Genomic DNA, 26,038 nt, shown 5'->3' on the forward strand with positions numbered 1-26,038 from the left:
ACACCTATGACCGAACAGCTCACTCCGGGCGACGCCGACGAGCTCCCCGTCGCCGTGATCGGCGCCGGACCCATCGGCCTGATCACCGCGCTCGGCCTCGTCCAGTACGGCGTCCCCGTCGTCGTCTTCGAAGAGGACGACCGGCTGTCCCTCGACACCAAGGCCGGCACCGTCCTGACCCGCACGCTCGAAGTCCTCCACCGTTACGGGGCGTTGAGCGAGGTGCTCGACGCGTCGCTACGGGTCGACGAGATCGGCGAGCTCGATCGCGCCACCAACACCCCCACGCTCAGCGTCCGCACCGGAGACCTGACGGAGGACACCCGCTTCCCCTTCGTCATCAACATCCCCCAGCACCACCTCGAACCCGTGCTGCGCACCACGCTGGAGAAGAAGGCACCAGGCGCGCTGCACATGAGCCACCGGCTGACCTTCTTCACCCAGCACGAGGACCATGTGGAACTCCGGTTGGAGACACCCCGCGGTGAGCGCACGGTCCGGGCGCGCCACCTGCTCGCCTGTGACGGCGGCCGTTCGCTGGTGCGCGAGGAACTCGGCATCACGGTCGAGGGCCGCACGCTCGAAGAGCGTTACATGCTGGTCGACCTGAAGGTGGACCTGGACGTCGACGAACCCCGGGACTACCCGTACCTCGCCTACTTCGGCGACCCCGAGGAATGGATGATCCTGGTCCGCCAGCCGCACTGCTGGCGTTTCCTCTACCCGCTGGCCCCGGGACGGCCCGAGCCCGACCGCGAGGAACTCGCCGCGAAAGCACGCCGGTTCATCGGCGACGTCCAGCAGTTGGAGATCCTCGGCACGAACATCTACACCGTCCACCACCGGGTCGCCGAACACTGGCACGACGGCCGGATCTTCCTCCTGGGCGACGCCGCCCACCTGATCACCCCGATGTGGGCGCTCGGACTCAACACCGGCGTGCTGGACGCCTCCAACCTGCCCTGGCGGCTCGCCTGGGTGCGGCGCGGCTGGGCCGACGAGTCGCTGCTCGAGGCGTACGAGAAGGAGCAGGCACCCGTGGCCGTGCGGGGCAGCGGCGAGATGGCCGAGGCCGCCCGCGCCTACATGGACCGCAGGGGCGGCGCGCTCGAAGCGATGACCGACGGCAACTGGGGCAACGCCTTCACACGGTCCCTGCTCGGTGTCCGGCTCGACGTGGACGGTTCCGGCGATTGGTCGATGGTGAAGAGCGGTGACCGGCCCAGCCCCGTGGCGGCGGGCGACCGTGCCCCCGACCTGCCGCTGTTCGGCACCCACAGCCAGGTGTACCTGCACGACCTGACGGCCGACTCCTTCGTCGCCCTGTACTTCACCGACACCCGCCGCCGCCCCGCGATCCCGGCCCAGAACTCCCCGGCTCTGCGCCACTACGCGGTCAGCCGCTGGGACGCCCCGCACGACTCCGGCCTGCGCGACCGGGCGCTGTTCGACCCGGGGGAGCGGGTCCGGCGCCGCTTCGGTGTCGCCGACGACACCCTCGTCCTCCTCCGCCCCGACGGCCACGTGGCCGCGATCGTGCCCTACGACCCGACGGGCGACCACGGCCGGGACCGCGCCGCGGAGCTGTACGAGCGGATCACCGGACGCCCGGTACCGCGTACTTGACGACCAGTCGGCACATCAGCACGCGAAGCGCGCGCCGGCCGCGCCGGCAAACAAAAAGGAGTTCACCCGCCATGACGACCGTCACCGCCCCCGACGGCAGCGAGGTCCGACTGTCCCCCGTCGGCCAGGAGATCGTCTTCGAGAACGAGCACGTACGGGTCTGGGAGATCACCCTGGAACCGGGTGCCGACCAGCCCTGGCACCAGCACCTCAACCCATACCTCGTCATCGCCCTCGAGGCCGCCGACAACCGCATCGACGCCCTCGCCGGCGGCGATCCCCGACTGGTTCACGAGCCCGCCGGCGGAGTCGTGTACCGCGAGCCCGGCGAGATCCACATGCTCACCAACCGCGGCACCACCCGCTACCGCAGCCGGCTGGTCGAACTGAAGGTACTCGGCGAGAACCTGACGCAGGAGCCCACGCATGACTGAGACCGCACCCGCTTTGGTGTCCCCGCCCCCGCGCCCCGACGCCATCTCCCCCGAGGAGTGGGCGGAAAACCTCTCCGAGCCGGCTGAGTACGGCGGCGAGGGCCCCGACCGTTCCCGTGAACTCGCCGCCTCGGGCCCGAACGGCGAGGCCCTCTACCGCTTCCGCGAGATCCTGCTGAACACCCAGGACCTCCAGTGGGCCGACAAGACCCTCGCCGGGCTCTCCCACAAGGCGCTGTGGCGCAACGAGGAGACCGGCGCCTCGATGTCCCTCGTCCGGTTCCAGGAGGGATCGGGCATCCCCTCGCGCCACTCCCACGCCTCGAACCAGTTCATGTTCTGCCTCAAGGGTCGCTACACCTACCTGCCGACGGGCCTCACCCTCACCGAGGGCTCCTTCTACTGGAACCCCAAGGGCAGCCTGCACGGCCCGACCCTGGCCGAGGAGGAGTCGATCCTCCTCGAGGTCTACGACGGCCCCCACTACCCCACCCAGCCCGACTGGTACAGCAGCCCCGACGACGCCCGCTGAGGAACCTCCATGCCCAAGCAAGAAGTCATCTCGCCCCAACTCGCCGTACCCAACGGTCACTTCGCCCAGGCCACGGTGATCGAGACGAGCGGCCGGCTGCTGTTCATCTCCGGCATGACGGCCCGCGCCAAGGACGGCACCGTCACCGGCGTCGGCGACATCACCGCACAGACCCACCAGGTCTGCCGGAACCTCCAGGCAGCCGTCGAGGCGGCGGGCGGCACGCTCGACGACATCGCCCGGGTCGACGTGTACGTCCGCAACATGGAGGACTTCGACGCGATCCACGCCGTGCGCAGGCAGTACTTCACCGGTGTCGCGCCCGCGTCCACGATGGTCGAGGTCTCGAAGTTCGTGAACAAGGACTACCTGATCGAGATCAACGCCATTGCATCGATAGGGAACTGAGGGACCGTCATGAAACTTGCTGCCCTCACCGTGGACGGTGTCCGGCGGGCCGGTGCCGTGCACGAGGCCGAGCAGCGTGTGGCGCTGCTGCCCCTCGCGCTCGGTACGGTCGACGACATCGTCCGCGGCGGACCCGCGGCACTCGACGAGGCACGCGCCGCGCTCCCCACCGCCCAACTGCTGTCACTGGGCGAGGTCCGCCTTCAGTCGCCACTGCACCGCTTCAACCGTGACATCCTGTGCACCGGCTGGAACTACTGGGACCACTTCGAGGAGTCCCGGGGCAAGCGCGAGGGTCAGGACCCGTCCGGCCGCCCCGAACACCCCACCTTCTTCACCAAGGGCCCGGACACCGTCATCGGCCCGACCGACGACATCGCCTATGACCCGGTAGTGTCCGCCAAGTGGGACTACGAGGCCGAGATCGCCCTGGTCATCGGCCGCGACGGCAGGTCGATCCCCGAGGCGAAGGCGCTGGAGCACGTCTTCGGTTACCTGGTCGCCAACGACGTCTCCCAGCGCGACCTGCAACGAGCGCACGGCGGCCAGTGGCTCAAGGGCAAGAGCATCGACGCCACGATGCCGCTCGGTCCCTGGGTGACGACCGCCGACGAGATCGACGACCTGGCCGGCCTCCAGGTGCAGTGCGAGGTGGGTGGCCGTCTGCTGCAGAACGCGTCCAGCGCCCAGATGGCCTTCTCCTTCGCCCGGATCATCGCCGAACTCAGCCACGGCATGACCCTGCGGGCCGGGGACGTCGTCCTCACCGGCACCCCGAGCGGCATCGGCAACGCCCGGGAGCCGCAGATCTTCCTGAGCGACGGCGACGTGGTCGTCACCCGGGTCAGCGGGCTCGGAGAGCTGCGCAACAAGGTGACGCCGACCCGGCTGACGTGATCCGCGGCGCCGGCGCGATCGACGCCACCACTTCGACAAGGAGACACCTCGATGATCGACATCGCCGCGGAACTGGGGGAGTGGTGCGCGGACGGCCGTACCTTCGCGCTGGCCACGGTCGTCGAGGTCAAGGGCAGCGCGCCCCGGCCGCCGGGCACCTGCGTCGCGGTCGACGCCGCGGGGCGAGTCCTCGGCAGCCTCTCGGGCGGCTGCGTCGAGGGCGCCGTGTACGACCTCGCGCTGGAGGTGCTGGAGACAGGGGTCCCGCACAGAGTCTCCTTCGGCTACAGCGACACCGACGCGTTCGCGGTCGGTCTGTCGTGCGGCGGGGTCATCGACGTCCTGGTGCGGCGCGTCGCGGACAAGCCCTCCCGGGAAGCCGTCCGGCTCGTACTCGACGCCCTGGCCGAGGGCCGGGCCGTCGCGCTGGCCACCGTCGTGGAGGGCCCAATGGAGCAGTTGGGCGCGGTCAGGGCCCTCACAGCCTCCGCCGCGGCAGGCGACGCACCCGCCCACCCGGACGCGGACCGGGCCGGCCGGGCCCTGCTCGCGCGCGGCTCCAACGGCACGCATCGCTTCGCCGTCGACGGCGGCTGCGACCCCATGGCATCAGGCACGCTGACCGTCTTCACCGCCGTGTACGCCTCCCCGCCCCGCATGCTGGTCTACGGCGCGATCGACTTCGCCGCCGCCGTGGCCCGCATCGGCGGCTTCCTCGGCTACCACGTCACCGTCTGCGACGCCCGCGAGGTGTTCACCACCCCGGAGCGCTTCCCCGACGCCGACGAGGTGACCATCGACTGGCCGCACCGCCATCTGCGCTCCCTGGCCGACGCGGGCGCCCTGGACGAACGCACCGTCGTCTGCGTCCTCACCCACGACGCCAAGTTCGACCTGCCCCTGCTGGAACTGGCCCTGCGGCTGCCCCTGGCGTACGTCGGCGCCATGGGCTCGCGCCGCACCCACGCCCAGCGACTTCAGGCCCTGCGCGCGACCGACCTGACGGAGGCCCAACTGGCCCGCCTCCACTCGCCCATCGGCCTCGACATCGGCGCGACCACCCCTGAGGAGACCGCGGTCTCCATAGCCGCCGGCATCGTCTCCGCCCGAACCGGCGCACCGGGACGTCCACTGCGTTCCACCGACGGCCCGATCCACCGGCACTCCGCGTCGCAGCTGGACAGCGCCCCGGGTAATGACTCCTGAGGGGGACTCGCGTCGTAGACGAGAAGGCCGTCACCGCGAAGGCGCACGCCTGGCGTCGGAGTGTGCGCCGTGAGGCGTCCGTCGTGCATCAGGTGGAGGACGAGCGCATCGCGGGCCAGGACGGCGAAGTCGGCGATCAAGCGCCGGTGGCATCGCCACCACACCGCCTCGCTGCACATCACCGCGGTGCGCTCCTCGCCCGCCTGCCGCATCAGCGCGTCCATCGCGGTGACGAACTCCGGGCTGCGGGTGTGACCGGCGTAGCCGCGGAACGACTCGTTGCGCCAGACCGTGTCCGGTGAGTCCGCCACAGGCCTGCGGAACCCGCCCAGCCGCCGCTCCCACCGGTAGGCGATGTGCTCCTCGGGCATCCACCGGGCCAGCCGCTGCCGCGACAGGTCCGGATCACGCCGACTGCCGGGCGCTGTCCTGACGTCAACGACGGCGGTGACGCCGGCCTCGCGCAGGAGCTTCGCCAGCGTTGCCCGGTCGGCAGTGCTGTGACCGAAGGTGATCAGCTCCGTGCGCGGCTTCGACATGCGGCCTACAAAGGTCGGTGGCCTACAAGGTCGGTCCGGTCATGGCCCATACACCGAGCGCACCGGTCCTCGGCCGAGTCAGCCGATGCCGGTGTCCTCGCTCCGTGGATGTCGTGGTCTCGCCACCTGCGCGGCATCCGGTTCGGCGCGCTTCTCGGCGCCCGTCTCCAGGTAGCCGGGGTCGTCGCCGGCGACCCGGCCCACGAAGACGTCGTTGGGTGTCGTTCCTGTCGTGCTGTGCCGGTCCGCCGCCTCTTCCCGCTTCCCGCCCGTGTCCTCCGGCCTGCCCGACTGGACCTCTGCGGTTCCGGCGGGCGTGGCGGGCTCGGTCGAGCGGCCCCACAGATGTTCGCGGACCCATGACCACAAAGACATGGTGCCTCCCGGTCAGGAGGTGAGTGCCGACGCCGACGGCGTACCCATCAGTGCCGTCGGCATGCAGCACCGCACCGAGTTCATGGGGACGAGCTTCGTCCTTGCCCCGTCCGGGCGGTTCCCGTTCGGGCCGCCGAATGGGCGGCCGCCCTTGTGCTAGACGACTGGTCTACTTGGGTGCTATGGTTCATGCATGCCGGTCACCACACGGAACACAGACACCCGTCGGATCATCCTCGACACCGCCCAGGGGATCATGGCCCGCAAGGGCTATTCCGCCGTCGGTATAAACGAGGTTCTCGCGGAGGCCGGCGTACCGAAGGGGTCCTTCTATCACTACTTCGCCTCGAAGGACGCCTTCGGTGAAGCGATGCTGAGGAGCTACTTCGCGGACTACCTCGCGGACATGGACGTTATTCTCGCCCGGTCCGGCCGGTCGGCAGCCGAGCGGCTGATGGCCTACTGGCAGCAGTGGCGGGAGACGCAGAGCGTCGAGGAGTGCCAGGGCAGGTGCCTGGCTGTGAAACTCGGCGCCGAGGTCGCGGACTTGTCCGAGTCGATGCGTCTGGCTCTGAAGGAAGGCACTGGCGCCATCGTCGACCGCCTCGAGCAAACCATCACCAGCGGCCTGGAGGACGGATCTCTCTCGGTCGACGGTGAGGCCCGCGACGTCGCGCAGGCGCTGTACGACATGTGGCTCGGTGCGAGTGTGATGGCCAAGATCCATCGCAGCCTGGCGCCGCTCGACACCGTCACCACGGTGACCCGCAATCTTCTGCACCTGTAGAAGGCCCGTGTCCCATGCCCGCCCCGGGCATGGGAGCTCATTTCGACCGTAATAGTAGACTGGTCTACTCAGACAAGGAGTGTGTCATGAAGGTTCTGATCGTTCTCACCTCGCACGACGAGCTGGGGGACACCGGCCGCAAGACGGGGTTCTGGCTGGAGGAGCTGGCGGCGCCGTACTACCGCTTCAAGGAGGCCGGCTGGGCGATCACGCTCGCCTCGCCCAAAGGCGGGCAGCCGCCGCTGGACCCCAAGAGCAACGAGCCCGGCTTCCAGACCGACGACACCCGCTGCTTCGAGGCCGACGCTGAGGCGACCAAGGCACTGGCCAACACCGTGCGTCTCGATGCGGTGGCGGCCGGTGACTTCGACGCGGTCTTCTACCCCGGCGGGCACGGACCGCTGTGGGACCTGGCCGAGGACGCCGCCTCCGCCCGGCTGATCGAAACGACCCTGCGCTCGGGCAAGCCGGTGGGACTGGTGTGCCACGCACCGGGCGTCCTGCGGCACACCGTCAACGAGGACGGCACCCCATTGGTGCACGGCAGGAACGTCACTGGCTTCGCCAACTCCGAGGAAGAGGCCGTCCAGCTCACCGAGGTCGTCCCCTTCCTGGTCGAGGACGAACTCACCAAGCTCGGAGGCGTCTACTCCAAGGCCGGCGACTGGCAGCCCTACGTCCTGACGGACCGTCTGCTGATCACCGGGCAGAACCCCGCCTCCTCCGCCCCCGCGGCCGACGCCCTGATCGAGCTGGTCACCAAGGGCGGTGTGTGAGCGCCTACGTCGTCATGCTCCGCGAGCGCGTGAGCGACCCGGCCGAGCCGGCTCTCTACGCCGGCTCGGCCCGGGCGGCCCGGGCAGGCCACCAGGTGACACCGGTCGTCGGACACGGGGCGATCGGTCGTCGTCGGCAGCGGAACAGGAGCCCGAGGCCGCGGACCGGTGCCGCGGTCTCGGGCAGTGCGGCGGGAGTCGCTCGCAGCCCAAACTCAACCTGACCGAGGGACGGCAGATCACCAAATCGTGCGCGAGCGGTCTGGTCCATGACTGTGTCATGGTTTGTCATGAAGTGACTGCGGCACTCGGGTCACGCGCGGCGTGTGTGTGACCCCTTCCGAGGTGACCAACGCTGTGTGACATGCACCGGCCGGGCCCATCGAGATCCAGTCAGTCCGGCAGCGGGCGGAACAGAAGGCGATCGATGACGACGATCGGCGTGGAAGAGGAGTACATGCTTCTCGACCCGGTCACGGGCCTGCCGGTACCCCTGGCCGACAAGGTGCGCGCCGCCGCGGGACTTGGACTTCTCGTGGCCGACCAGGAGGTACAGAGCGAGCTGCTGCAGGCGCAGGTCGAGGTGGCCACCCCGGTGTGCGGCACGCTGGAGGAGGCCGGAGGACACCTGCTGCGGCTGCGGCACGCCGTGGGGGCGGCCGCCGAGACGCACGGCTGCCGCATCGCGGCCTGCGCCACACCCCCGATGCGCCACGGCCACCCCGTGGCCGTCACCGACCGGGCCCGTTACCGGGCCATGCTCACCCAGGCGCCCCAGCTGGTGGCGGAGCAGCTGGTCAACGGCATGCACGTCCATGTCGCGGTACCGAGCCGGGAGACGGGCGTGCAGGTCCTGAACCGGATCCGCGTCTGGCTGCCGACGCTCACGGCCATGTCGGCGAACTCCCCGCTGTGGGACGGCCGCGACACCGGCTTCGCCAGCTGGCGCACCATGATCTTCAGTCGCTGGCCGGTCAGCGGCATGCCCCCGTACTTCTCCGACGTCGCCGACTACGACCGGCGCGTGCAACAACTGCTGGACAGCGGTGCGATATCGGACACCGGTCAGTTGTACTGGCAGGCCCGCCTCTCGGCGCGGTATCCCACCGTAGAGGTGCGGTGCCTGGACGTTCAGCTGGGCGCGGATGACGCGGTGATGCTCACGGGGCTCGTCCGGGCCCTGGTGGATACCGTCCTGGCGGAGGTGACCGCCGGTGCTCCGGCGCTCGACTGCGCCCCGGAACTGCTGCAGGCGAGCATGTGGCACGCCGCCCGCCACGGCCTGAGCAGTACCCTTGTCGACCCGATCGGCCGACCACGCCGGGCCGGCGACGTCCTGTACGAGCTCCTGCGGTACGTCACTCCCGCGCTCGACGCGTCCGGCGACAGCCGGCAGGTGACGGCCCTGCTCCACCGGCTTCTGCAGAACGGGACCGGCGCGGACCGGCAACGCGCCGCGTTCGCCGAAGGCGGCCTGCGGGCAGTCACCGACCTGGTCATCGCCCAGAGCACCATGCCTTGACGCCGCCGGCCGAGGGATGCCGGTCGGCGAGCACCTGGCGCGCATCTCGGAAGGAGTCAGGCATGGACGGCTCAGGCCCTCCAGGCCCCCCGTCCCAGGTGTTTCCCCCGGCCTTCAGGACGCTCGGGCAGGCCCGGGCCCTGGTCCCGGCCAAGGCTCCACGGGCCCGTCGAGCGAGCACGGCCGGATGAGGTGGATTGCCGGGGGAATCGCACGCCGCCCGCGGCCGCGCTTCGACGGCTGGATCGCGGGCATGGGCACCTCCTCCGGCACGCGGATCGTGCTCGGACACTGGCAACGGTCACCGTTCGGACCGTTCAGCGACGTGATGGCGGAACGCCCCGACGGAAACAGGCTGCTGCTGGCCCCCACGCAGCAGACAGCGGACTTCATCAGCGGCACCTACGTCTTCGACACGGTGCGTGTCGTCCCGGTCGACGTGAGTGTCAAGGACGACACCTGGACCGTCACCGCGGGGCCGCTCGACCTGCGCTTCACCACCGGCCGGCGACGGCTTCTGGGCCTTGTGCTGCATGCCGTTCCAGGAGTCCTCGCACGCAGTCCGGCATGGAGCGCGCTCACGGACCCGCCCGCCCGCCTGCTGCTGCCGGGCGTGCGCACCCGCGGCAGCGCCGGTGGGGGCCGTCGCGAGTGGTACGGCGCCCGGGACCTGCGCCCGATCCGTGCGGTGTCGGCTTCCTGGGAAGGTGCGGACCTCGGGGCCATGGCACCGGTGGAACCGCCCGTGCTGTTCGGATTCGGTTCGGTGCCGAGGAACCCCGCCGTCACCCGAGTCACGACGGTGGTGGCGCTCGGCCCGGAGTAAGGACCCGCGGCACGGGGACACCTGGCCCGACCACGCCTCCCTTGGGGCGCCCCCGGTCCACGCCTCCCCGTGGGGTGCCGCCGACCACGGGCCCCCGGTCCACGCCTCCCCGTGGGGTGCCGACTATGGGCCCCCGGTCCACGCCTCCCCGTGGGGTGCCGACTATGGGCCCCCGGTCCACGCCTCCCCGTGGGGTGCCGACTATGGGCCCCCGGTCCACGCCTCCCCGTGGGGTGCCGCCGACCAACACCCTGCCTTGCGGCGCAGGCCGTCTCTTGAGGATGCGTGCGGCGAGCCGGCATGAAAGGACCCCGCCTCGCCGTTCCGGCGGACGGGGTCCTCGGGGTCACTCGGTTACGGGTTGCTACATGCTCCGGCCTTGAAGCCAGGATGCGGGTTCCCCTGCTGGCCCGGGACACACTGTTTGTCGCCCGGTCCCGGAGGGTCGGCCATGGCGGGGGCCGCGGCCGCGAACCCCGCGAAGCCGGCCAGCAGGAGCGCTGCCAGTGCCCTGCGGATCTTCATGGCTTTCTCCTCTGCGCTGGCGTTACCTGGCTTTCAAGGCTAGGGAGCACTTCCCCAGGGCATCAAGGAAATACAGGAGAAACAGGAAAAACAAGACAAAACACGGTACGAAGCGAGTGGGGTCCTCCCCGCCGGGTCGTGCGCTGCAGCCAGCCGTCGGCGCGCTCCTCCAGGACGAACCCCGCCTGCTCGGCCGCGCGCCCCATCCACGGCGGCGCCCCACGGGAGACGTGAAAGGGCGCGGCGCCCCACGGGAGACGTGGGGCGCCGGGGTCACGCCCCGTAAGCCTGCCCGCGGGGCAGGGGTCCGAGGTGGGCATGGCGGCCGGGGCGGACGGCGGCATGGCGTTGTCCGGGGCCGGGGCCGTTGCGGGCGGCGAGCGCGTCGGCGACGGCCCCGGTGGCGAAGGCGTAGACGGCCTTGTGCAGGACATCCATCGACGAGTTCCTTGCGGGGCCAGGTGGGGGGTGGGGCACCGACGCCGGTCGCGTTCTCGAGGATCTGGTCGTTGGTGAGGCGGACGACCGTGAACTCGGCGGAGACGGCCGGTCCGCGCAGTCCTGTCTGGGCCATGATCGACCGCAGCACCCCGAGGAGGGCGGCCTGGCCGAAGTGCATGGCCCAGTTGACCGGCAGCGGCTGTGTGCCGGGCCGTTCGGGCAGGCCGGTCAGCCGCTGGAGAACCCGCGCGGGGACATGGGAGTCGGGCCGGCCGGTGATTGGGTGCCCGTGGTCAGGGGAGTCCTTCTCGCTCGGGGCGCGTCCCGGTGAGCGCCGGTGCGCGGCGAGTACCCCGACTCCGTTGCGCTATCTGCCCGATGCGGACCCGGGCCGACGCCGGCCGACCCGGGCCGACGCGGGCAGCCCGCACAGTGCACAGCGGCACAACCCGGCTACCGCCAAGGCTGACGTGGTCCGATCAGCTGTCCCTGCCCATTGCCTTGCGGACGGCGTCGCGGGTCCGGTCGATCACGGCTGCCATGGGGCCGACGGCGATGTTCTGCGCCGCGGTCTCCACTCCCGGATGCGGGCGGGTGGGCGCCATCGCCTCAGCCGCCCGGACAGCCGTGGCCATCATGGAAAGCTGCTGTGCTCCGGCGCTCTCGCGCAGCCTGGGGAATTCGTACTGCTCCTCGGAGGCCGCGTGCTGCAGCACCTCCGCGCGCAACTCCCGAAAGGCGGGCATGAACCCGGGGTCGTCGGGGCTCATGTCATCGAGCCGGCTCAGCTTCTCCTTCGCCGCCCTCTCTTCCTCCAGACGGTCGTCGACCACCTGCTCACCGTCCTTCAACAAACGGCGGGCCGAGGGGTGGACCACCTCTTCCTCGGCGGTCTCATGGACGGCCAGGAAGCGGACGAGTCTGCGGAACGCCTCCGCCCGGTCGCCGGCGCGGGCGTTCTCGACTTCGGCGAAGAGGTCACGGATGTGGTTGTGCTGCTGCATCAGCAGCGTCACGACGTCGTCGTCCTCGCCGGCGTCGTCGAGGTCGGGCATGGCGTCGGTCAAGATGTCCTCCATGAGGTGCGGTGCCGAGTGCGTCGGCCCGGAGCATCGGCCAACTGGGCTCGTCCAGGTTCTCCCTGGTGACGGGCACCCGCGACCGCTCGGGCCCGAACGGCGGAATCGAACGGCGGCATCGAAGCCACAAAGGCCGTGGGAACGCCTTGACTTCGCGTGGGTCGGCGAACCCCTGAGTCGTGGCGGCCACGGGGGGTACCCGGACCGGGCTCGCGGGAGTGTCTCGGGGCCGTGAAGGAGGCTTCGTGACCGTGCAAGTGGGAGCCACTACCACTGACCTCCGCCGGTGCGGACCGCACAGGCGGACGGCGGACCGTCCGGGCACGCCATGAACCGGAGAACCGGGAGCCGGCCGGCCGGGGTGGCCATGGGCACGCACGACCGGATCGCCGAGCTGCGCCGCATCGCCCGGGAACGCTTCGGGTGGACCGACCTGGCCCCCGAGCAGACGGAGGCGATGGGAGCCCTGCTCGAGGGGCGCGACGTGCTCGTCGTCATGCCCACCGGTTCCGGCAAGTCGGCGATCTACCAGGTGCCGACCGTCATGCTCGGCGGCCCCGCCGTCGTGGTGTCGCCGCTCATCGCCCTCCAGCGCGACCAGGTCGCCGGACTGCGGGAGAGCGCGGCGCCGGACGCCGTGGCTGTGAACTCCGCGCAGCCGGAGTCGGCCACCGACAGGGGCTGGAGGGCGGTCCGGGAGGGCGATGCCGAGTACCTGTTCCTGTCACCGGAGCAGCTCGCCAAGGACAGTGTTCTGCAGCGGCTGGGTGAGCTGCGCCCCTCACTATTCGTCGTCGACGAGGCCCACTGCGTCTCCGCCTGGGGGCACGACTTCCGCCCCGACTACCTGGCTCTCGGGGAGGCCGCCGAACGGCTGGGCCGCCCACCCGTGCTCGCGCTGACGGCAACGGCCGCGTCGCCGGTCCGGGCCGACATCGTCGAGCACCTGCACATGCGCGACGCCCATGTCGTGACCACCGGAGCCGACCGGCCCAATATCCACCTGGCGGTACACAACTTCACCGACGACGCCACCAAACGCGCCGCCGTCTCACACTGGACGGCCGAGGCACGCGCCCCGGGCATCCTCTACACGGCCACCCGCAAGGACGCCGAAACATACGCCGCGCGACTACGGGACGACGACGGCGTGGACGCCGAGGCGTACCACGCGGGGGTGAAGGCAGCGGACCGGCGCCGCATACACGACGGCTTCATGACCGGCAGTCCCGCCGTGGTCGTGGCCACCTCGGCGTTCGGGATGGGCATCGACAAACCCGACGTACGGTTCGTGGCCCACGCGTCCGTCCCGGAGTCGCTTGACTCCTACTACCAGGAGATCGGTCGCGCCGGCCGGGACGGGGAGCCGGCCCGCGCGGTGCTGTTCTACCGCCCCGAGGACCTGGGGTTGCAGAAGTTCCTCACCGCTCGGGTGCTGGACACCGAGGGACTGGGCAGGATCATGACCACACTGCTCGGCCAGGACGTCCCCGTGAGCCGTAGCCGGGTGGCGCAGTCGTGCGGCCTGTCCCGTCGGAGAACCACCGATCTGCTGAACCTGCTGGAAGAGGCCGGGGCGGTGACCGTCGAAGGCAGGCGCCGCGCGGTTCGGGCGCTTCCCGGTCGGACGCCGGACGAGGCCGCCGAACGGGCAGGGGAGGTGTTCGAGCGGCGGCGCCGGACGGACCGGTCGCGGATCGAGATGATGCGCGGTTACGCGGAGACGCTGTCCTGCCGCCGCCAGTACCTCCTGGGCTACTTCGGCGAACAGCTCGACGAGCGGTGCGGGCGGTGCGACGGGTGCGACCGGTGCGACGAGGACCATGACCGCCGCGCCGAGGCCGGGCACCGGGAATCCGCCCCCGCCGCCGGGCACCGTGCGCCGTACGAGCCGAACGACAGGGTCCGCCACAGCGAATGGGGTGCGGGCACGGTCATGCGCACGGAGGAGGACCGCGTCGTCGTGCTGTTCGAGCAGGTCGGCTACAAGACGCTGTCCCTCGCGGCTGTGGAGGAGCACGACCTGCTGACCGGACCCTGAGCCGCAACGCACCGCGACCGCACTGCCACCGCGACCGCACCGCACCGGGACCGCGCCGCACCGCCCGCCCCGGCACCGGGAGGTGGTTCTTCGTCAGTGGGCCCTGAGCACATCGAGTGCCGCGAGAGCCACGTGGAATTCGGTGCGCTGTTCGCCGGACTCCAAGTCGCAGTCGAGGAGACGCTCGATGGTGCGCAGCCGTTGGTACAACGTTTCGCGGGAAAGGCCGCCCCGGCGAGCAGCGGTGGTCTTGTTGCCGGCGGCGTCGAGGTAGTGGCGCAGGGTCGTCAGCAGCTCGCTGCCGTGCCGGGTGTCGTGATCGACGAGTCGCCCGAGCCGCTGTTCGGTGTACTCCTGGATCCGGGTGTCCTCGCGGAGGGCGTACAGCAGGCGGCGCAGGCCGATGTCGGACAGCTCGTGGAAGGACCGGTCCGGGGGGAGGGGCTGGCCGGGCGGGGTTGCCTCGGCGACGCGGACCGCCTCGCGGAAGGAGCGGGCGGTGTAGGAGAGGTCGGTGACCTCCGAGCCGACACTCACGACTGCTTGCGGGGCCAGGCCCGATGCGGTGCTGCACAGGCGTTCCACGACGGGGCGCCAGGGTTGGGAGGGCCGCAGGGCCAGCAGGATGCCGAGGCGGTCGGGGGCCAGTTCGCCGACGAGGGCCGGGATGCCCGCCGTCCGGAGTTCCTGGAACAGGCGGGTCTCTGGCTCGGTTCCCCCATGGCCTGTGCCGAGGTCCACGAGGGTCACGACGAAGCGACTCCGATCGGTCGGCAGGCCCAGTGCGGCGCAGCGGGTGCGGGCGTCCGCGGGGGAGCGGTGGCGCTGTTCGACCAGGTCGCGCAGGACGTTCCGGTGAGCGGTGCGTTCCCAGGAGGTGGGGTGGATGAGGCGGGCCACCGTGAGGGCCATCGCCGTTCGCTCCAGGACGGTGATGTCCTCCGGCCCGAAGGTCGGCCCGTCAGTGCGGTCAGTACTGTCACGGCGGTCGGTGCGGTCGGTTCGGTCATGGCGGCCCGGGAGCATGGCCACCCGGCCCCAGCGCTCGCCCTGATACTCGACGGGCGCCGTGAGCCAGCCCTCCGGGCCGCGTATCGCCGTATGGTCGCCGGGCCCGGTCGCCCGGGAGCGCTGCTCCCAGCCGGCGAGTGCCTCCTCCACCGTGCTTCCGGACGGTTCGCAGATCAGCGCCTGGTGCACGAGGTTCTCCAGAACGACCGTGCGGCCGCTCATCTCCGCCGCCGCGCTCAGCACGTCCTCCGGTCCGGCACCGCGCAGTGTCAGGGCGGTGAACGCCTCATGGATGTGCTGGGTGCGGCGCATCGCTTCCGCCTGGTTGCCGAGCAGGAGCGCGTGCACGACCTGGGTGACCTCCAGGAAGTTGACGTCTTTGGCCAGGGTGACGAGGGGGAGTCCACGCAGGTGGCAGGCGTCGACGAGCGCGTCCGGCGGGCGGTGGTAGCGGCGTACGAGTTCGATGACCAGCGCCGCGGCCCCGATGTCGGCGAGTTCGTCGACGTACCGGCGCACACCGGCCGCGTCGTCCGGCAGGGGCATTCCCGTGGTGAGGACCAGTTCACCGCCCTTGAGGAAGGACGCGGGGTCGGTCAGTTCGGTGATGTGGACCCATCTGACCGGCCGGTCCAGGTGTGGCACACCGGTGACGACCTGGGGCTGTCCGGCGGCCAGGACGGGAAGGGCCAGGACGTCGGCCACGGTGAGCGGACGGGCGGGCCCGTTGGCGGCGGGGTGGTTGTCGTTCACGGGTCTCCCAATGGGTCCCCTGCTCGAGCGGAGGCATGAGCTCGGGGGAGTGCCCGGCCACTGTGACAAGCGCCGCTGACCTGCGCAAGGGGCGTGGCGCGACGGTCCAGGGGGAGCACGGGCAGTGCATGTGGGCCGGCCGGGTTGACACAACGTCCGGACACCGCCTCCCGGCTGGACAGATCACGTATTGGCGCTGCCCGGGGCCGCCGAGATGCTCGGGAGACACAGAAAACCGAGCACCAGACAACCGAGCACCAGACAACCGAGCAACATCCGAGCAACAGACATCCAGAACGCGACATCCGAGACACACACATCGCGGACCGAGGCCGGGAGACGAACATGACCGCACTGTCGCCGCACCTTCGCCAGGCCACACCTGTGGTGGCGGCCCGGGGCGAGGGCGTCCACCTCTACGGCGAGGACGGCCGCCGCTACCTCGACTTCACCGCCGGCATCGGCGTCACCAGCACCGGGCACTGCCATCCGAAGGTCGTCGCGGCGGCCCAGGAGCAGGTGGGCACGCTCGTCCACGGCCAGTACACGACCGTCATGCACCAGCCGCTTCGCCGACTGGTCGAGAAGCTCGGCGAGGTGCTGCCGGAAGGCCTGGACAGCCTGTTCTTCACCAACTCCGGCAGCGAGGCCGTGGAGGCCGCGCTGCGGCTGGCCCGGCAGGCCACCGGCCGCCCGAACGTCCTGGTCTGCCACGGCGGTTTCCACGGCCGTACCGTCGCCGCCGCCTCCATGACCACCTCCGGCACCCGCTTCCGGTCCGGTTTCTCCCCGCTGATGAGCGGCGTCGTCGTCACTCCCTTCCCGGCGGCCTACCGCTACGGCTGGGACGAGGAGGAAGCCACCCGCTTCGCCCTCAAGGAGCTGGACTACACGCTCCAGACGATCTCCTCGCCCGCCGACACGGCGGCGATCATTGTCGAGCCGGTGCTCGGCGAGGGCGGCTACGTGCCCGCGACCCGCGCCTTCCTGGAGGGCCTGCGGGAGCGCGCGGACCGCCACGGCTTCCTGCTCATCCTCGACGAGGTGCAGACCGGAGTCGGCCGCACCGGCCGCTTCTGGGGCCACGAGCACTTCGGCGTCACCCCGGACATCCTGGTCACCGCCAAGGGTCTGGCCAGCGGCTTCCCCCTGTCCGGCATCGCGGCCTCCGAGGAGCTGATGACCAAGGCGTGGCCGGGCTCACAGGGCGGCACGTACGGTGCCAACGCCGTCGCCTGCGCCGCGGCCTGCGCCACCCTCGACGTCGTGCGCGACGAGAAGCTCGTCGAGAACGCCGAGGCGATGGGCAAGCGGCTGCGCCACGGTCTCGAGGCGGTGGCCGACCGGACCCCCGGCATCGGTGATGTACGCGGCCTCGGGCTCATGCTCGCGACCGAGTTCGTCACCGAGGACGGCAGCCCGGACCCCGAGACCGCCGCGCGCGTGCAGCGCGCCGCCGTCGACGAGGGACTGCTCCTGCTGCTGTGCGGGGCCTGGAACCAGGTCGTACGCATGATCCCGGCGCTGGTCATCGACGAGGCGGCGGTGGACGAGGGCCTCCAGGCGTGGGCGACCGCGGTGGAGGCCGGCACGGGGGCGTCACAGCGATGACGGACTCCCTCCCGCGCCTGGTCGACGAGCTCGCCCGTACCGCTCCCGGCCTGCGGATCGAGACCGGTGCGGGAGGGACCGGCCCGTACGCCTACGACGCCTCCAACTACCGGGTCCCGCCGCAGGCGGTGGCCTTCCCCCGCAGTGCCGACGACGTGTCGGCCGTGCTGCGTGCCTGCCGCCTGACGGGCACCCCCGTCACCGCACGAGGCGGAGGCACCAGCATGGCCGGCAACGCCATCGGGCCCGGCATGGTCCTGGACTTCTCCCGGTACATGAACAGGATTCTGGACATCGATCCGGAGGCGTGTACCGCGCGGGTCGAGGCCGGCGTGGTCCTCGACGCCCTCCAGAGCGCGACGATCCCATACGGGCTGGCTTTCGGCCCCGACCCGTCCTCGCACAGCCGCTGCACCCTCGGCGGGATGATCGGCAACGACGCGTGCGGCAACCGGTCGGTGCGGCACGGGCGCACCAGCGGCCACATCGAGGCCCTGGAGATCGTGACGGCCGACGGCGTACGGGCTGTCGCCGACCGCACCGGACTGCGCGCGGCCGACCCGGGCGACACGGACGCGGGCCGGCGTGTCGCCCGCCTCGAAGCGGACGTACGCCGACTGATCGACGCCCATCTGGCGCCGATCCGCACCGAGTTGGGCCGCATCCCGCGCCAGGTCTCCGGCTACCAGCTGCACCACCTGCTGCCGGAGAACGGCTTCGACATGGCCCGCGCTCTGGTCGGCACCGAGGGCTCCTGTGCGGTCGTCACCGCGGCGACGGTCCGCCTGGTGGCGACCGCACAGGCTTCGACGCTCCTCACTCTCGGCTACGACGACGTCGTCGACGCCGCCGAGGACGTCCCCGAGATCCTGCGCTGGAGTCCCACCGCCGTGGAGGGCATGGACGAGGCGATCGTCGCCACCATGCGTGCCCGGCGCGGCGCGGACTCCGTCACCGGACTGCCGGAGGGACGTGCCTGGCTCTACGTCGAACTCGACGGTGACGACCAGGCGGCGGTCGACGCCCGCGCCGCCGAACTGCTGGACGTGCTCAAGGCGCAGGGCCGGATGACCGGCGGTCGGGTCGTTCGGAGCCCGGCCGAGCGGCGTTCGCTGTGGCGGGTCCGTGAGGACGGGGCGGGGCTCGCCGCCCGTCTGGTGGACGGCGGGGAGTCCTGGCCCGGCTGGGAGGACGCGGCGGTCGCTCCCGAGGACCTGGCCGCCTACCTGCGTGATTTCCGCAAGCTCCTGGCTTCGCACGGCCTGACCGGCGTGCTGTACGGGCACTTCGGCGCGGGTTGCGTCCATGTGCGCATCGACTTCGACCTGGCCACGGACACCGGCCGGGCCGTGACCCGCCGGTTCCTCTCCGAGGCCGCCGCCCTGGTCGTCGAGCACGGTGGCACGCTGTCGGGTGAGCACGGTGACGGACGGGCCCGCGGCGAGCTGCTGGAGGTCATGTACAGCCACCGGTTGATCCGGGCGTTCGCCGAGTTCAAGGAGGTCTTCGACCCCGAGGGACTGCTCAACCCCGGCGTCATCGTGGCGCCGGCCCGGCTCGACGCCGACCTCGCACTGCACACCCCCGAGCTGCTGCCCGTCGACACGCTCTTCACGTTCCCGCACGACCAGGACGGCTTCGCGGGCGCCGTACGCCGCTGCGTCGGCGTCGGCCGCTGCCGCGGCGACGCGGGCGGCGTGATGTGTCCCAGCTACCGGGCGACGGGCGAGGAGAACGACTCGACCCGGGGCCGGGCTCGCCTGCTCCAGGAGATGGTGCGGGTCGGGACCGTACAGGAGGGCTGGCGCTCGACCGAGGTGCGTGACGCCCTCGATCTGTGCCTGTCGTGCAAGGCGTGCTCCAGCGACTGCCCCGTCGGCGTCGACATGGCCACGTACAAGGCGGAGTTCCTGCACCAGCACTACAAGGGCAGGCTCCGGCCCCGCTCCCACTACTCGCTGGGCTGGCTGCCCCTGACATCGGCCCTCACCGGGTACGCGGCCCGCCCCGTCAACGCCCTGCTGCGCGGCCCGCTCGGCAAGCTGCTCGCCCGCCTCGGAGGCGTCACCACGCAGCGCCGGATCCCGGCTTTCGCCTCCCGGCGATCGCTACGCCGGGCCCTGCGCACGGCGAGGACCGGTGAACCGGCGAAGACGCTGCTGTTCGTCGACAGCTTCACCCGCGCCTTCCGGCCCGAGGTGGCGGGAGCGGCGAGCCGCGTACTCGCCGACGCCGGCATCCCCTGCACCGCGGAGGACGGCCTGTGCTGCGGCCTGACCTGGGTCAGCACCGGCCAGCTGTCCGTCGCACGCCGCATCATGGCCCGTACCGTCGCCCGCCTCGACAACGGCGACGACCGGCCCATCATCGTGGCCGAACCGAGTTGTGCCGCAGCCCTCAAGCGAGACGTGCCCGAACTCCTCGGCACCCGCGCGGCCCGTCGCGTGGCGGACCGTGTCCACACCCTCACCGGGGCCCTGACCGACCTCGCCGCGCCCGGCTGGTCGCCCCCACGGCTGCCGGACAACGTCGTCCTGCAGACCCACTGCCACGAATACGCCACCTTCCAGGGCCGCCACCCGCGCGACCTGCTCGGCCGCCTCGGCGTACGGAAGGTCGACGAGGCGGAGGGCTGCTGCGGACTCGCCGGCAACTTCGGCTTCGAGGCACAGCACTACGACACCTCGATGGCCGTCGCCGACCTGGCCCTCAAGCCACGCCTCGACGGCATCGGCCCTGACGCACCGGCCGTCGTCGTGGCCGACGGCTTCAGCTGCGCGACCCAGATCGACCACCTCGCCGGAGACCGAGGCATCCACGCCGTGCACCTCGCGGAACTGCTCGACCCCGCCGCCGACCGACCAGGAGAATCCTCATGACCGACACACCCACGCAGTTGTTCATCGGTGGCGCCTGGGTGGACGCCGCGGACGGCGCCACCATGCCCGTCGACGATCCCGCTACCGGCGAGATCCTCTGCCACGTCGCCGACGCCGGCGCCAAGGACGCCCGGCTCGCGGAGGACGCGGCCGTGCAGGCGCAGCAGGAGTGGGCTCGTACAGCACCTCGGGCGCGCAGTGAGATCCTGCGCCGCGCGTACGAGATCATCCTCGAACGCACCGACGAGCTCGCGCACCTGATGACGGCCGAGATGGGCAAGCCGCTCGCCGAGGCCAGGGGAGAGGTGGCGTACGCGGCGGAGTTCTTCCGCTGGTTCTCCGAGGAAGCCGTCCGCATCGACGGCGGCCTCGGCACCCTGCCGGACGGCCGCAACCGGATGCTGCTCTCCCGCCGCCCGGTGGGCCCCTGCCTGCTGATCACCCCATGGAACTTCCCGCTGGCCATGGGCACCCGCAAGATCGGGCCCGCGATCGCGGCGGGCTGCACGATGGTGCTCAAGCCGGCCCCCCAGACCCCTCTCTCCAGCCTGGCCCTCGCCGCGATCCTCCAGGAGGCCGGGCTGCCGGACGGCGTGCTGAACGTCGTCACCACCTCCCGTGCGGGGGAGGTGTGCGAACCGCTCGTGCGCGGCGGGCGGATTCGCAAGCTCTCCTTCACCGGCTCCACGGGGGTCGGGCGGCTGCTGCTGGCCCAGTGCGCCGACGCTGTCGTACGGACCTCGATGGAGCTGGGCGGCAACGCGCCGTTCATCGTCTTCGAGGACGCCGACCTGGACAAGGCCGTCGACGGCGCCATGGTCGCCAAGATGCGCAACATGGGCGAGGCGTGCACCGCCGCGAACCGCTTCTTCGTGCACCGGTCGGTCGTGGAGGAGTTCGGGCGGCGCCTGGCCGAGCGGATGGGCGCGCTGGTCGTGGGCCCGGGCACCCGGGACGGCGTCGACGTCGGCCCGCTGATCGACACCGCCGGGCGGGCCAAGGTCGAGGAACTGGTCGCGGACGCGGTGGAGCGCGGCGCGCGGGTGCTCGTCGGCGGCCGTAAGCCCGAGGGCCCGGGCTGCTTCTACCCGCCGACCGTGCTGACGGATGTCGCCGCCGACAGCCGCCTGATGGACACGGAGATCTTCGGCCCCGTCGCGGCGATCCTCACCTTCGACGACGAGGACGAGGTCGTCCGCCGCGCCAACGACACCCCCTGGGGTCTCGTCGGCTACGTCTTCACCGAGGGACTCGACCGCGCCCTGCGCGTGAGCGAAAGCCTGGAGGTGGGCATGGTGGGCCTCAACACCGGCCTCGTCTCCAACCCCGCCGCGCCCTTCGGTGGCGTCAAGCAGTCCGGGCTCGGCCGCGAGGGCGGCCGGGTCGGGATCGACGAGTTCCTGGAGTACCAGTACCTCGCGGTGCCCGTGCGATGACGGTGGCGGCCCTGCCCTGACACGCGTCCCGTCGCGCGCCACGCGGGCCACCCCGCGCCCGGTCGGCCTGTCCTCCTGGCCGGGCGTGGGGTCGCGGGGGCCGCGCTCTCAGCGCAGGTGGCGAGCGGTGATCTCCGCCGCGGTGTCGGTCACCAGTCGCCCCAGCTCGGCGAGCCGGCGGGGCTCGAAGCGGGAGTCGGGCAGGGAGACGGCCACGGCGGCCAGCGGCACGCCGTCACCGTCCAGGACGGGTGCCGCGATGGCGCAGACGCCCTGGAGGTACTGGTTGTGGTTGACGGCGTAGCCACGGTCTCTGACGCGCCGGAGCTCCGCACGTAGCTCCACCGGGTCGGTGATGGTCTCCTTGCCGTAGCCCTCGAGTGTGCCCGCCGCGACCTCGTCCACCTCGGACTTGGGCAGATGCGCGAGGACCGCGTGCCCGGCGGCCGTGGCGTGCAGGGGTGAGGTGTCGCCGATGGCGTGGTAGGTCCGTACGGCGTGGTCGCAGTCGACGCGGTCCACCACGACCATGCACTGCAGTGCGTCGGGCACCGACAGGTGGATGGTCTCGTTCAGCGCGTCGCGGAGCCGGGTCATGGGCTCGCGCGCGGCGGCGAACAGGCTGGATCCCTGCAGGGCGGCCGGTCGTACGGCGAGGATGCGGGCGCCGATCTCCCAGCGGGTGGTGTCCTTGCGGTTCGCCCGCAGCCAGCCCGCCTCGTTGAGCGTGACCAGGGTCCGCTGCACGGTCGATTTGGGCAGGCCGAAGAGCCTCGTCAGCTCTCCCACGGTCACAGGCTGGTGCTGGGCGACCGCTTCCAGGATGCGCAGCGACCTGGTGACGCTCTTCATCTCCATTCGATTCCCCGTTCAGTTGTCCGGCTTCGTCGTGCTCACGTTCGTGACTCCCTTCTGGAGCCTCGGCGCGATCGTGCCGGATTCTAGCATGGCGTTCCACAATATGGCATACAGTCCGGATCCTGCCCGGGCCGGGCCTGCCCCCGGTGGGGCGCACGTATGGTCGCCGCAGACAGCACTGAGGGCCGGCCCCCGCGCTGGTGCGTGGGAGCCGGCCCTGACCGGCGCGGGGGCTTTCGGGCCGCCGCCTTCCTTTCAGACGCCCGCCAGGCGCCCGGTGATCTCCGCGGCCGTCCCGACCACCAGGTGACTCCACTCGGGTACTCGGTCCGCGTCGTACCGGGAGTCGGGCATGGAGATGGCCACGGCGGCCAGCGGTGTTCCGCTCTCGTCGAGCACGGGCGCGGCGAGGGCGCAGACGCCTGGGCGGTACTGGTTGCGGTTGACCGTGTAGCCGTCCGCGCGGATCCGGTCCAGCTCGGCGCGCAGTTCGTCGGAGTCGACGGGGGTCGTGTCGCTGAAGCGTTCCAGTCCGCGCGCGATGAGTTCCTCGAGGTCCTGCTTCGGAAGGTGGGCGAGTATGGCGCGCCCGACGGCCGTGGCGTGCAGGGGTGAGGTGTCGCCGATGTTGTGGAAGGTCCGTACGGCGTGGTCGCAGTCGACGCGGTCCACCACGACCATGCACTGCAGTGCGTCGGGCACCGACAGGTGGATGGTCTCGTTCACCGCGTCCCGAAGGCGGATCATGGGCTCCCGGGCGGCGGCGAACAGGCTGGATCCCTGCAGGGCGGCGGGTCGTACGGCGAGCACGCGGGCGCCGATCTCCCAGCGGGTGGTGTCCTTGCGGTTGGCCCGCAGCCAGCCCGCCTCGGCCAGCGTGACCAGGGTGCGCTGCACGGTCGACTTCGGGAGGCCGAAGATCTTCGTCAACTCCCCTACGGTTACCGGCTGATGCTGGGCGACCGCTTCCAGGACCCGCAGCGACCTGGTGACGCTCTTCATTTCCATCCGGTTTCCCCCACTTAATCCTCGGAATTTCTTGTGGACACCCTCTTGACTCCCCTCCGTGCCGCTGTCATTGTCTGTGCCAGATTCTAGCACAGCGTTCCACAATGTGGCACGGCTCGCGGAAGAAAGATCCGAAGAAGTGGGCCGGACCTGCGAGACGCGGCCGTTGAGAGCCCTGGGCCTGACGAGGGGGCCCGGCCCCCGTCCAAAACATCGCGAATCGAACACCTCACGCCGGGGTGCCCAGCATGCGCCCCGGCGATACGAAAGGAAAGTCCTGTGTCAGCTGCCAGGAAGCGCGTCGCCGTCGTCGGTGTCGGAACGATGGGCAGCCAGGCCGCCTGGCGCCTGGCCGCCCGTGGCGCCGAGGTCGTCGGATACGACCGGTACGCTCCCGGCCACGACCGCAGCGCGGCCGGCGGTGAGACCCGGATCTTCCGCAGCGCACACTTCGAGGACTCCCGGTACGTCCCGCTCCTCAAGCACGCCGACGCCCTGTACGAGCAGCTCCAGCAGGAGACCGGCCGCGAACTGCGCCGCCTGACCGGATGCCTGCTGATGGGGCCGACCGAGCACCAGCAGATGGCCACCGTCCTCGAGTCCATCGCCGAGCACGACCTCGACCACGAGGTGCTCGACGCCGAGGCCCTCGCCAAGCGCTTCCCGCAGTACCGGCTCGAGGACGGTGACGCGGCCGTGCTCGACCGCCGCGCCGGCTTCATCCGCCCCGAGCTGACCATTCAGACCGCCGCCCGCCGCGCCGAGCAACTGGGCGCCGTCATCCACCGCTACACCACGGTCCGCGAGATCGTCCCCGTCGCGGGCGGCGTGGAGGTCCGCACCGACGCCGGCAGCGAGCGCTTCGACGCGGCCGTGGTCACCCCGGGCCCCTGGGTGGGCGACCTGCTGCCCGACCTGCCGTGGGAGGTGGACATCCGCCGCCTGGTCAGCGCCTGGTTCGTGCCCACCACCGACGCCTGGTTCGGCGAGGAGCGCCCTGCCTTCATCCGGACCGCGCCCACCCACTGCTACGGCCTGCCCTCCCCGGACGGCATCTCGGTCAAGCTCGGCCTCTCCCAGGCCCTGCACCGCCCCGCGGGCGACCCGAACAAGCTGGACCGGACCGTACAGCCGGAGGAACTGGAGATCTTCGCCGAGCTGATCGGCCGCCACCTGCCGGACCTGCACCCCGACCCGACCCGCCTGTCCGTCTACATGGAGGGCTACACCAAGAGCAGCCGCCCGCTGGTCGGCCCGCTGCCCGGCGCCGAGAACGTCGTCCTGCTCGCCGGCTTCTCCGGCCACGGCTTCAAGCTCGCGCCCGCTTTCGGAGACATCGCGGCCGACCTCGCGCTGGACGGAGTCTCCCCGCAACCCATCGACTTCATCTCCACCGTCGGCCGCACCGCGGCCTGAGCCCGCCCCGACAAACCTTCGGTGACCACACACGGCCGCGCCGCGGCCTGAGTCCGAACGAGGTAAGACATGACCCTGAGCATCGGCCCGCTGCGGGCCGAGCCCGGCCAGAAGACCCGCGGGAGCCTGCCCGCCGACCTCGGCTCCACGACGGTGGAGGTGCCCCTGATCCTCGTCAACGGATCCCGTCCCGGCCCAAGGGTGGTGATCACCGGCGGTGTCCACGGCGGCGAGTTCATCAGCCTCGACGCCACCACCCGCCTGGCCGGGCTGCTGGAACCGGACCAGGTCGCCGGCCAACTGGTGATCTGTCCCGTGGCCAATCCGCCGGCCGTTTACGGGGGCAGGCTCAACGTCTCCCCGCTGGACGGCGTGAACATCAACCGCGTCTTCCCCGGCGACAAGGACGGCGGCCCCACCGACCGGATGGCGGCCTGGCTGTTCGAGCACCTGATCGACGGCGCCGACGCCTATGTGGACCTGCACAGCGGCGGCATCGACCAGCATCTGCTCGACTTCGTCGGCTACCGCCTGACCGGCGACGACGAGCTCGACGCGAAGAACAAGGCGATGGCCCACGCGGTCGGATACGAGCTGGTCATCTTCGGCACCAGCGCGGACGGCGGCAACAGCCACGCCGCGGCGAACCGTCAGCGTATCCCCGCGATCCTCGTCGAGACCGGTCAACTCGGCGACCGCGACCCCGCCACCGTGCGCAGGCTGCTCGACGCCTTGTACCGGATCCTGCACCACCTCGGCGTCATCGAGGCGTCGGAGCACGTCAAGCCGGCGACCGTACAGCCGCGCGACTGGGTCTGGACGGGCGAGGTCGCCTCCCAGGTCACCGGTCTGTGGTATCCGGACGCGGTCACCGGTGACGAGGTCACCGAAGGACAGACCATCGGCCGCATCATCGACCCGATCGAAGGCGCCGAGCACAAGGTCACCGCCACCGCCACCGGAAAGATCATCTACGGCATGAACGGACTCTCCGTCCGCCCCGGCACGGAACTCGCCGCCATCGCCACTCCGCACCACTGACGGGCCGCACG

22 protein-coding genes and 1 pseudogene are annotated in these 26,038 nt (G+C 71.1%); 16 read left to right on the top strand and 7 right to left on the bottom strand.

Going from position 1 to position 26,038, the window contains the following annotated elements; all coding sequences use genetic code 11:
• Positions 1 to 6 precede the first annotated feature (6 nt).
• From EF387_RS15945 to EF387_RS15970, 6 genes are all read left to right on the top strand, one after another.
• Positions 7 to 1,626 (top strand): FAD-dependent monooxygenase, encoded by a 1,620-nt coding sequence (locus tag EF387_RS15945; protein WP_128377199.1) that lies wholly within the window; start codon positions 7 to 9, stop codon positions 1,624 to 1,626.
• A gap of 71 nt (positions 1,627 to 1,697) precedes the next feature.
• Positions 1,698 to 2,060, top strand: coding sequence for a cupin domain-containing protein (locus tag EF387_RS15950; protein WP_128377200.1), 363 nt, complete (start codon positions 1,698 to 1,700; stop codon positions 2,058 to 2,060).
• Positions 2,053 to 2,592 (top strand): cupin domain-containing protein, encoded by a 540-nt coding sequence (locus tag EF387_RS15955; RefSeq protein WP_238431539.1) that lies wholly within the window; start codon positions 2,053 to 2,055, stop codon positions 2,590 to 2,592. The genes EF387_RS15950 and EF387_RS15955 overlap by 8 nt, the downstream gene beginning before the upstream one ends.
• Before the next feature lie 9 nt (positions 2,593 to 2,601).
• The gene (locus tag EF387_RS15960) at positions 2,602 to 3,000 is read left to right on the top strand and encodes a RidA family protein (RefSeq protein ID WP_128377201.1); all 399 of its coding nucleotides are present in this window, start codon (positions 2,602 to 2,604) and stop codon (positions 2,998 to 3,000) included.
• A gap of 9 nt (positions 3,001 to 3,009) precedes the next feature.
• Positions 3,010 to 3,897 carry a fumarylacetoacetate hydrolase family protein gene (locus tag EF387_RS15965; protein ID WP_128377202.1) on the top strand — a complete coding sequence of 296 codons (888 nt, stop codon included), beginning with the start codon at positions 3,010 to 3,012 and terminating at the stop codon, positions 3,895 to 3,897.
• Between the two features lie 51 nt (positions 3,898 to 3,948).
• Positions 3,949 to 5,103, top strand: coding sequence for an XdhC family protein (locus tag EF387_RS15970; RefSeq protein ID WP_128377203.1), 1,155 nt, complete (start codon positions 3,949 to 3,951; stop codon positions 5,101 to 5,103).
• 2 nt (positions 5,104 to 5,105) lie between these two features.
• On the opposite strand, the pseudogene EF387_RS15975 reads toward EF387_RS15970, so the two are convergent.
• Positions 5,106 to 5,642: pseudogene (locus tag EF387_RS15975) on the bottom strand (DUF488 domain-containing protein); the annotation flags it as partial.
• A gap of 78 nt (positions 5,643 to 5,720) precedes the next feature.
• Positions 5,721 to 6,017 carry a hypothetical protein gene (locus tag EF387_RS15980; RefSeq protein WP_202918276.1) on the bottom strand — a complete coding sequence of 99 codons (297 nt, stop codon included), beginning with the start codon at positions 6,015 to 6,017 and terminating at the stop codon, positions 5,721 to 5,723.
• Between the two features lie 193 nt (positions 6,018 to 6,210).
• Between EF387_RS15980 and EF387_RS15985 the strand changes: the two genes are divergently transcribed.
• The 4 genes from EF387_RS15985 (at position 6,211) to EF387_RS16000 (ending at position 9,928) form a co-directional block, all read left to right on the top strand.
• Positions 6,211 to 6,804, top strand: coding sequence for a TetR/AcrR family transcriptional regulator (locus tag EF387_RS15985; RefSeq protein WP_128377204.1), 594 nt, complete (start codon positions 6,211 to 6,213; stop codon positions 6,802 to 6,804).
• Between the two features lie 86 nt (positions 6,805 to 6,890).
• Positions 6,891 to 7,580, top strand: coding sequence for a type 1 glutamine amidotransferase domain-containing protein (locus tag EF387_RS15990; RefSeq protein WP_128377205.1), 690 nt, complete (start codon positions 6,891 to 6,893; stop codon positions 7,578 to 7,580).
• 427 nt (positions 7,581 to 8,007) lie between these two features.
• The gene (locus EF387_RS15995) at positions 8,008 to 9,102 is read left to right on the top strand and encodes a carboxylate-amine ligase (protein ID WP_128377206.1); all 1,095 of its coding nucleotides are present in this window, start codon (positions 8,008 to 8,010) and stop codon (positions 9,100 to 9,102) included.
• A 187-nt stretch (positions 9,103 to 9,289) separates the two neighbouring features.
• Positions 9,290 to 9,928, top strand: coding sequence for a hypothetical protein (locus EF387_RS16000; protein WP_128377207.1), 639 nt, complete (start codon positions 9,290 to 9,292; stop codon positions 9,926 to 9,928).
• Between the two features lie 798 nt (positions 9,929 to 10,726).
• Here the strand turns inward: EF387_RS16000 and EF387_RS48355 are convergent.
• Complete coding sequence (locus EF387_RS48355; RefSeq protein ID WP_238431540.1) at positions 10,727 to 10,891, bottom strand: hypothetical protein; 165 nt, start codon at positions 10,889 to 10,891, stop codon at positions 10,727 to 10,729.
• 482 nt (positions 10,892 to 11,373) lie between these two features.
• Positions 11,374 to 11,949 (bottom strand): hemerythrin domain-containing protein, encoded by a 576-nt coding sequence (locus EF387_RS16010; protein WP_420802579.1) that lies wholly within the window; start codon positions 11,947 to 11,949, stop codon positions 11,374 to 11,376.
• 391 nt (positions 11,950 to 12,340) lie between these two features.
• Between EF387_RS16010 and EF387_RS16015 the strand changes: the two genes are divergently transcribed.
• Complete coding sequence (locus EF387_RS16015) at positions 12,341 to 14,014, top strand: RecQ family ATP-dependent DNA helicase (protein ID WP_128377324.1); 1,674 nt, start codon at positions 12,341 to 12,343, stop codon at positions 14,012 to 14,014.
• Between the two features lie 93 nt (positions 14,015 to 14,107).
• On the opposite strand, the gene EF387_RS16020 is transcribed toward EF387_RS16015, so the two are convergent.
• Entirely contained in the window at positions 14,108 to 15,778 is a 1,671-nt protein-coding gene (locus tag EF387_RS16020; protein WP_128377209.1) for a PucR family transcriptional regulator, read from the bottom strand.
• Positions 15,779 to 16,123: 345 nt separating this feature from the next.
• Between EF387_RS16020 and EF387_RS16025 the strand changes: the two genes are divergently transcribed.
• Genes EF387_RS16025 through EF387_RS16035 form a run of 3 tightly spaced genes read left to right on the top strand, consistent with a single transcriptional unit; the run spans position 16,124 to position 21,704 of the window.
• Positions 16,124 to 17,389, top strand: coding sequence for an aspartate aminotransferase family protein (locus tag EF387_RS16025; protein WP_128377210.1), 1,266 nt, complete (start codon positions 16,124 to 16,126; stop codon positions 17,387 to 17,389).
• Complete coding sequence (locus EF387_RS16030; protein ID WP_128377211.1) at positions 17,386 to 20,268, top strand: FAD-binding and (Fe-S)-binding domain-containing protein; 2,883 nt, start codon at positions 17,386 to 17,388, stop codon at positions 20,266 to 20,268. Before EF387_RS16025 ends, EF387_RS16030 begins: the two co-directional genes overlap by 4 nt.
• Positions 20,265 to 21,704 carry an NAD-dependent succinate-semialdehyde dehydrogenase gene (locus EF387_RS16035; RefSeq protein ID WP_128377212.1) on the top strand — a complete coding sequence of 480 codons (1,440 nt, stop codon included), beginning with the start codon at positions 20,265 to 20,267 and terminating at the stop codon, positions 21,702 to 21,704. Before EF387_RS16030 ends, EF387_RS16035 begins: the two co-directional genes overlap by 4 nt.
• Before the next feature lie 108 nt (positions 21,705 to 21,812).
• On the opposite strand, the gene EF387_RS16040 is transcribed toward EF387_RS16035, so the two are convergent.
• Complete coding sequence (locus EF387_RS16040) at positions 21,813 to 22,556, bottom strand: IclR family transcriptional regulator (protein WP_128377325.1); 744 nt, start codon at positions 22,554 to 22,556, stop codon at positions 21,813 to 21,815.
• A 261-nt stretch (positions 22,557 to 22,817) separates the two neighbouring features.
• Positions 22,818 to 23,564, bottom strand: a complete 747-nt coding sequence (locus EF387_RS16045) for an IclR family transcriptional regulator (protein ID WP_128377326.1) — start codon at positions 23,562 to 23,564, stop codon at positions 22,818 to 22,820.
• Positions 23,565 to 23,849: 285 nt separating this feature from the next.
• Between EF387_RS16045 and solA the strand changes: the two genes are divergently transcribed.
• Together solA and EF387_RS16055 are read left to right on the top strand one after the other, a co-directional pair.
• Positions 23,850 to 24,986 carry an N-methyl-L-tryptophan oxidase gene (solA, locus tag EF387_RS16050; RefSeq protein ID WP_128377213.1) on the top strand — a complete coding sequence of 379 codons (1,137 nt, stop codon included), beginning with the start codon at positions 23,850 to 23,852 and terminating at the stop codon, positions 24,984 to 24,986.
• A gap of 69 nt (positions 24,987 to 25,055) precedes the next feature.
• Positions 25,056 to 26,027, top strand: a complete 972-nt coding sequence (locus tag EF387_RS16055) for a succinylglutamate desuccinylase/aspartoacylase family protein (RefSeq protein WP_128377214.1) — start codon at positions 25,056 to 25,058, stop codon at positions 26,025 to 26,027.
• Positions 26,028 to 26,038: the final 11 nt, after the last annotated feature.

The organism is Streptomyces cavernae, assembly GCF_004023625.1.
Taxonomy (GTDB): Bacteria; Actinomycetota; Actinomycetes; order Streptomycetales; family Streptomycetaceae; genus Streptomyces; species Streptomyces cavernae.

Bases quoted from the DNA above. Each gene is read 5' to 3' on its own strand.
- EF387_RS15960 (WP_128377201.1), top strand. From the start codon at position 2,602: ATGCCCAAGCAAGAAGTCATCTCGCCCCAACTCGCCGTACCCAACGGT.
- EF387_RS16000 (WP_128377207.1), top strand. From the start codon at position 9,290: ATGAGGTGGATTGCCGGGGGAATCGCACGCCGCCCGCGGCCGCGCTTC.
- EF387_RS16035 (WP_128377212.1), top strand. From the start codon at position 20,265: ATGACCGACACACCCACGCAGTTGTTCATCGGTGGCGCCTGGGTGGAC.
- EF387_RS15990 (WP_128377205.1), top strand. From the start codon at position 6,891: ATGAAGGTTCTGATCGTTCTCACCTCGCACGACGAGCTGGGGGACACC.
- EF387_RS15965 (WP_128377202.1), top strand. From the start codon at position 3,010: ATGAAACTTGCTGCCCTCACCGTGGACGGTGTCCGGCGGGCCGGTGCC.
- EF387_RS16045 (WP_128377326.1), bottom strand. From the start codon at position 23,564: ATGAAGAGCGTCACCAGGTCGCTGCGGGTCCTGGAAGCGGTCGCCCAG.
- EF387_RS16040 (WP_128377325.1), bottom strand. From the start codon at position 22,556: ATGAAGAGCGTCACCAGGTCGCTGCGCATCCTGGAAGCGGTCGCCCAG.
- EF387_RS48355 (WP_238431540.1), bottom strand. From the start codon at position 10,891: ATGGATGTCCTGCACAAGGCCGTCTACGCCTTCGCCACCGGGGCCGTC.
- EF387_RS16030 (WP_128377211.1), top strand. From the start codon at position 17,386: ATGACGGACTCCCTCCCGCGCCTGGTCGACGAGCTCGCCCGTACCGCT.
- EF387_RS15980 (WP_202918276.1), bottom strand. From the start codon at position 6,017: ATGTCTTTGTGGTCATGGGTCCGCGAACATCTGTGGGGCCGCTCGACC.
- EF387_RS16055 (WP_128377214.1), top strand. From the start codon at position 25,056: ATGACCCTGAGCATCGGCCCGCTGCGGGCCGAGCCCGGCCAGAAGACC.
- EF387_RS16015 (WP_128377324.1), top strand. From the start codon at position 12,341: ATGGGCACGCACGACCGGATCGCCGAGCTGCGCCGCATCGCCCGGGAA.
- EF387_RS16010 (WP_420802579.1), bottom strand. From the start codon at position 11,949: ATGCCCGACCTCGACGACGCCGGCGAGGACGACGACGTCGTGACGCTG.
- EF387_RS15970 (WP_128377203.1), top strand. From the start codon at position 3,949: ATGATCGACATCGCCGCGGAACTGGGGGAGTGGTGCGCGGACGGCCGT.
- EF387_RS15985 (WP_128377204.1), top strand. From the start codon at position 6,211: ATGCCGGTCACCACACGGAACACAGACACCCGTCGGATCATCCTCGAC.
- EF387_RS15950 (WP_128377200.1), top strand. From the start codon at position 1,698: ATGACGACCGTCACCGCCCCCGACGGCAGCGAGGTCCGACTGTCCCCC.
- EF387_RS15955 (WP_238431539.1), top strand. From the start codon at position 2,053: ATGACTGAGACCGCACCCGCTTTGGTGTCCCCGCCCCCGCGCCCCGAC.
- EF387_RS16025 (WP_128377210.1), top strand. From the start codon at position 16,124: ATGACCGCACTGTCGCCGCACCTTCGCCAGGCCACACCTGTGGTGGCG.
- EF387_RS15995 (WP_128377206.1), top strand. From the start codon at position 8,008: ATGACGACGATCGGCGTGGAAGAGGAGTACATGCTTCTCGACCCGGTC.
- EF387_RS15945 (WP_128377199.1), top strand. From the start codon at position 7: ATGACCGAACAGCTCACTCCGGGCGACGCCGACGAGCTCCCCGTCGCC.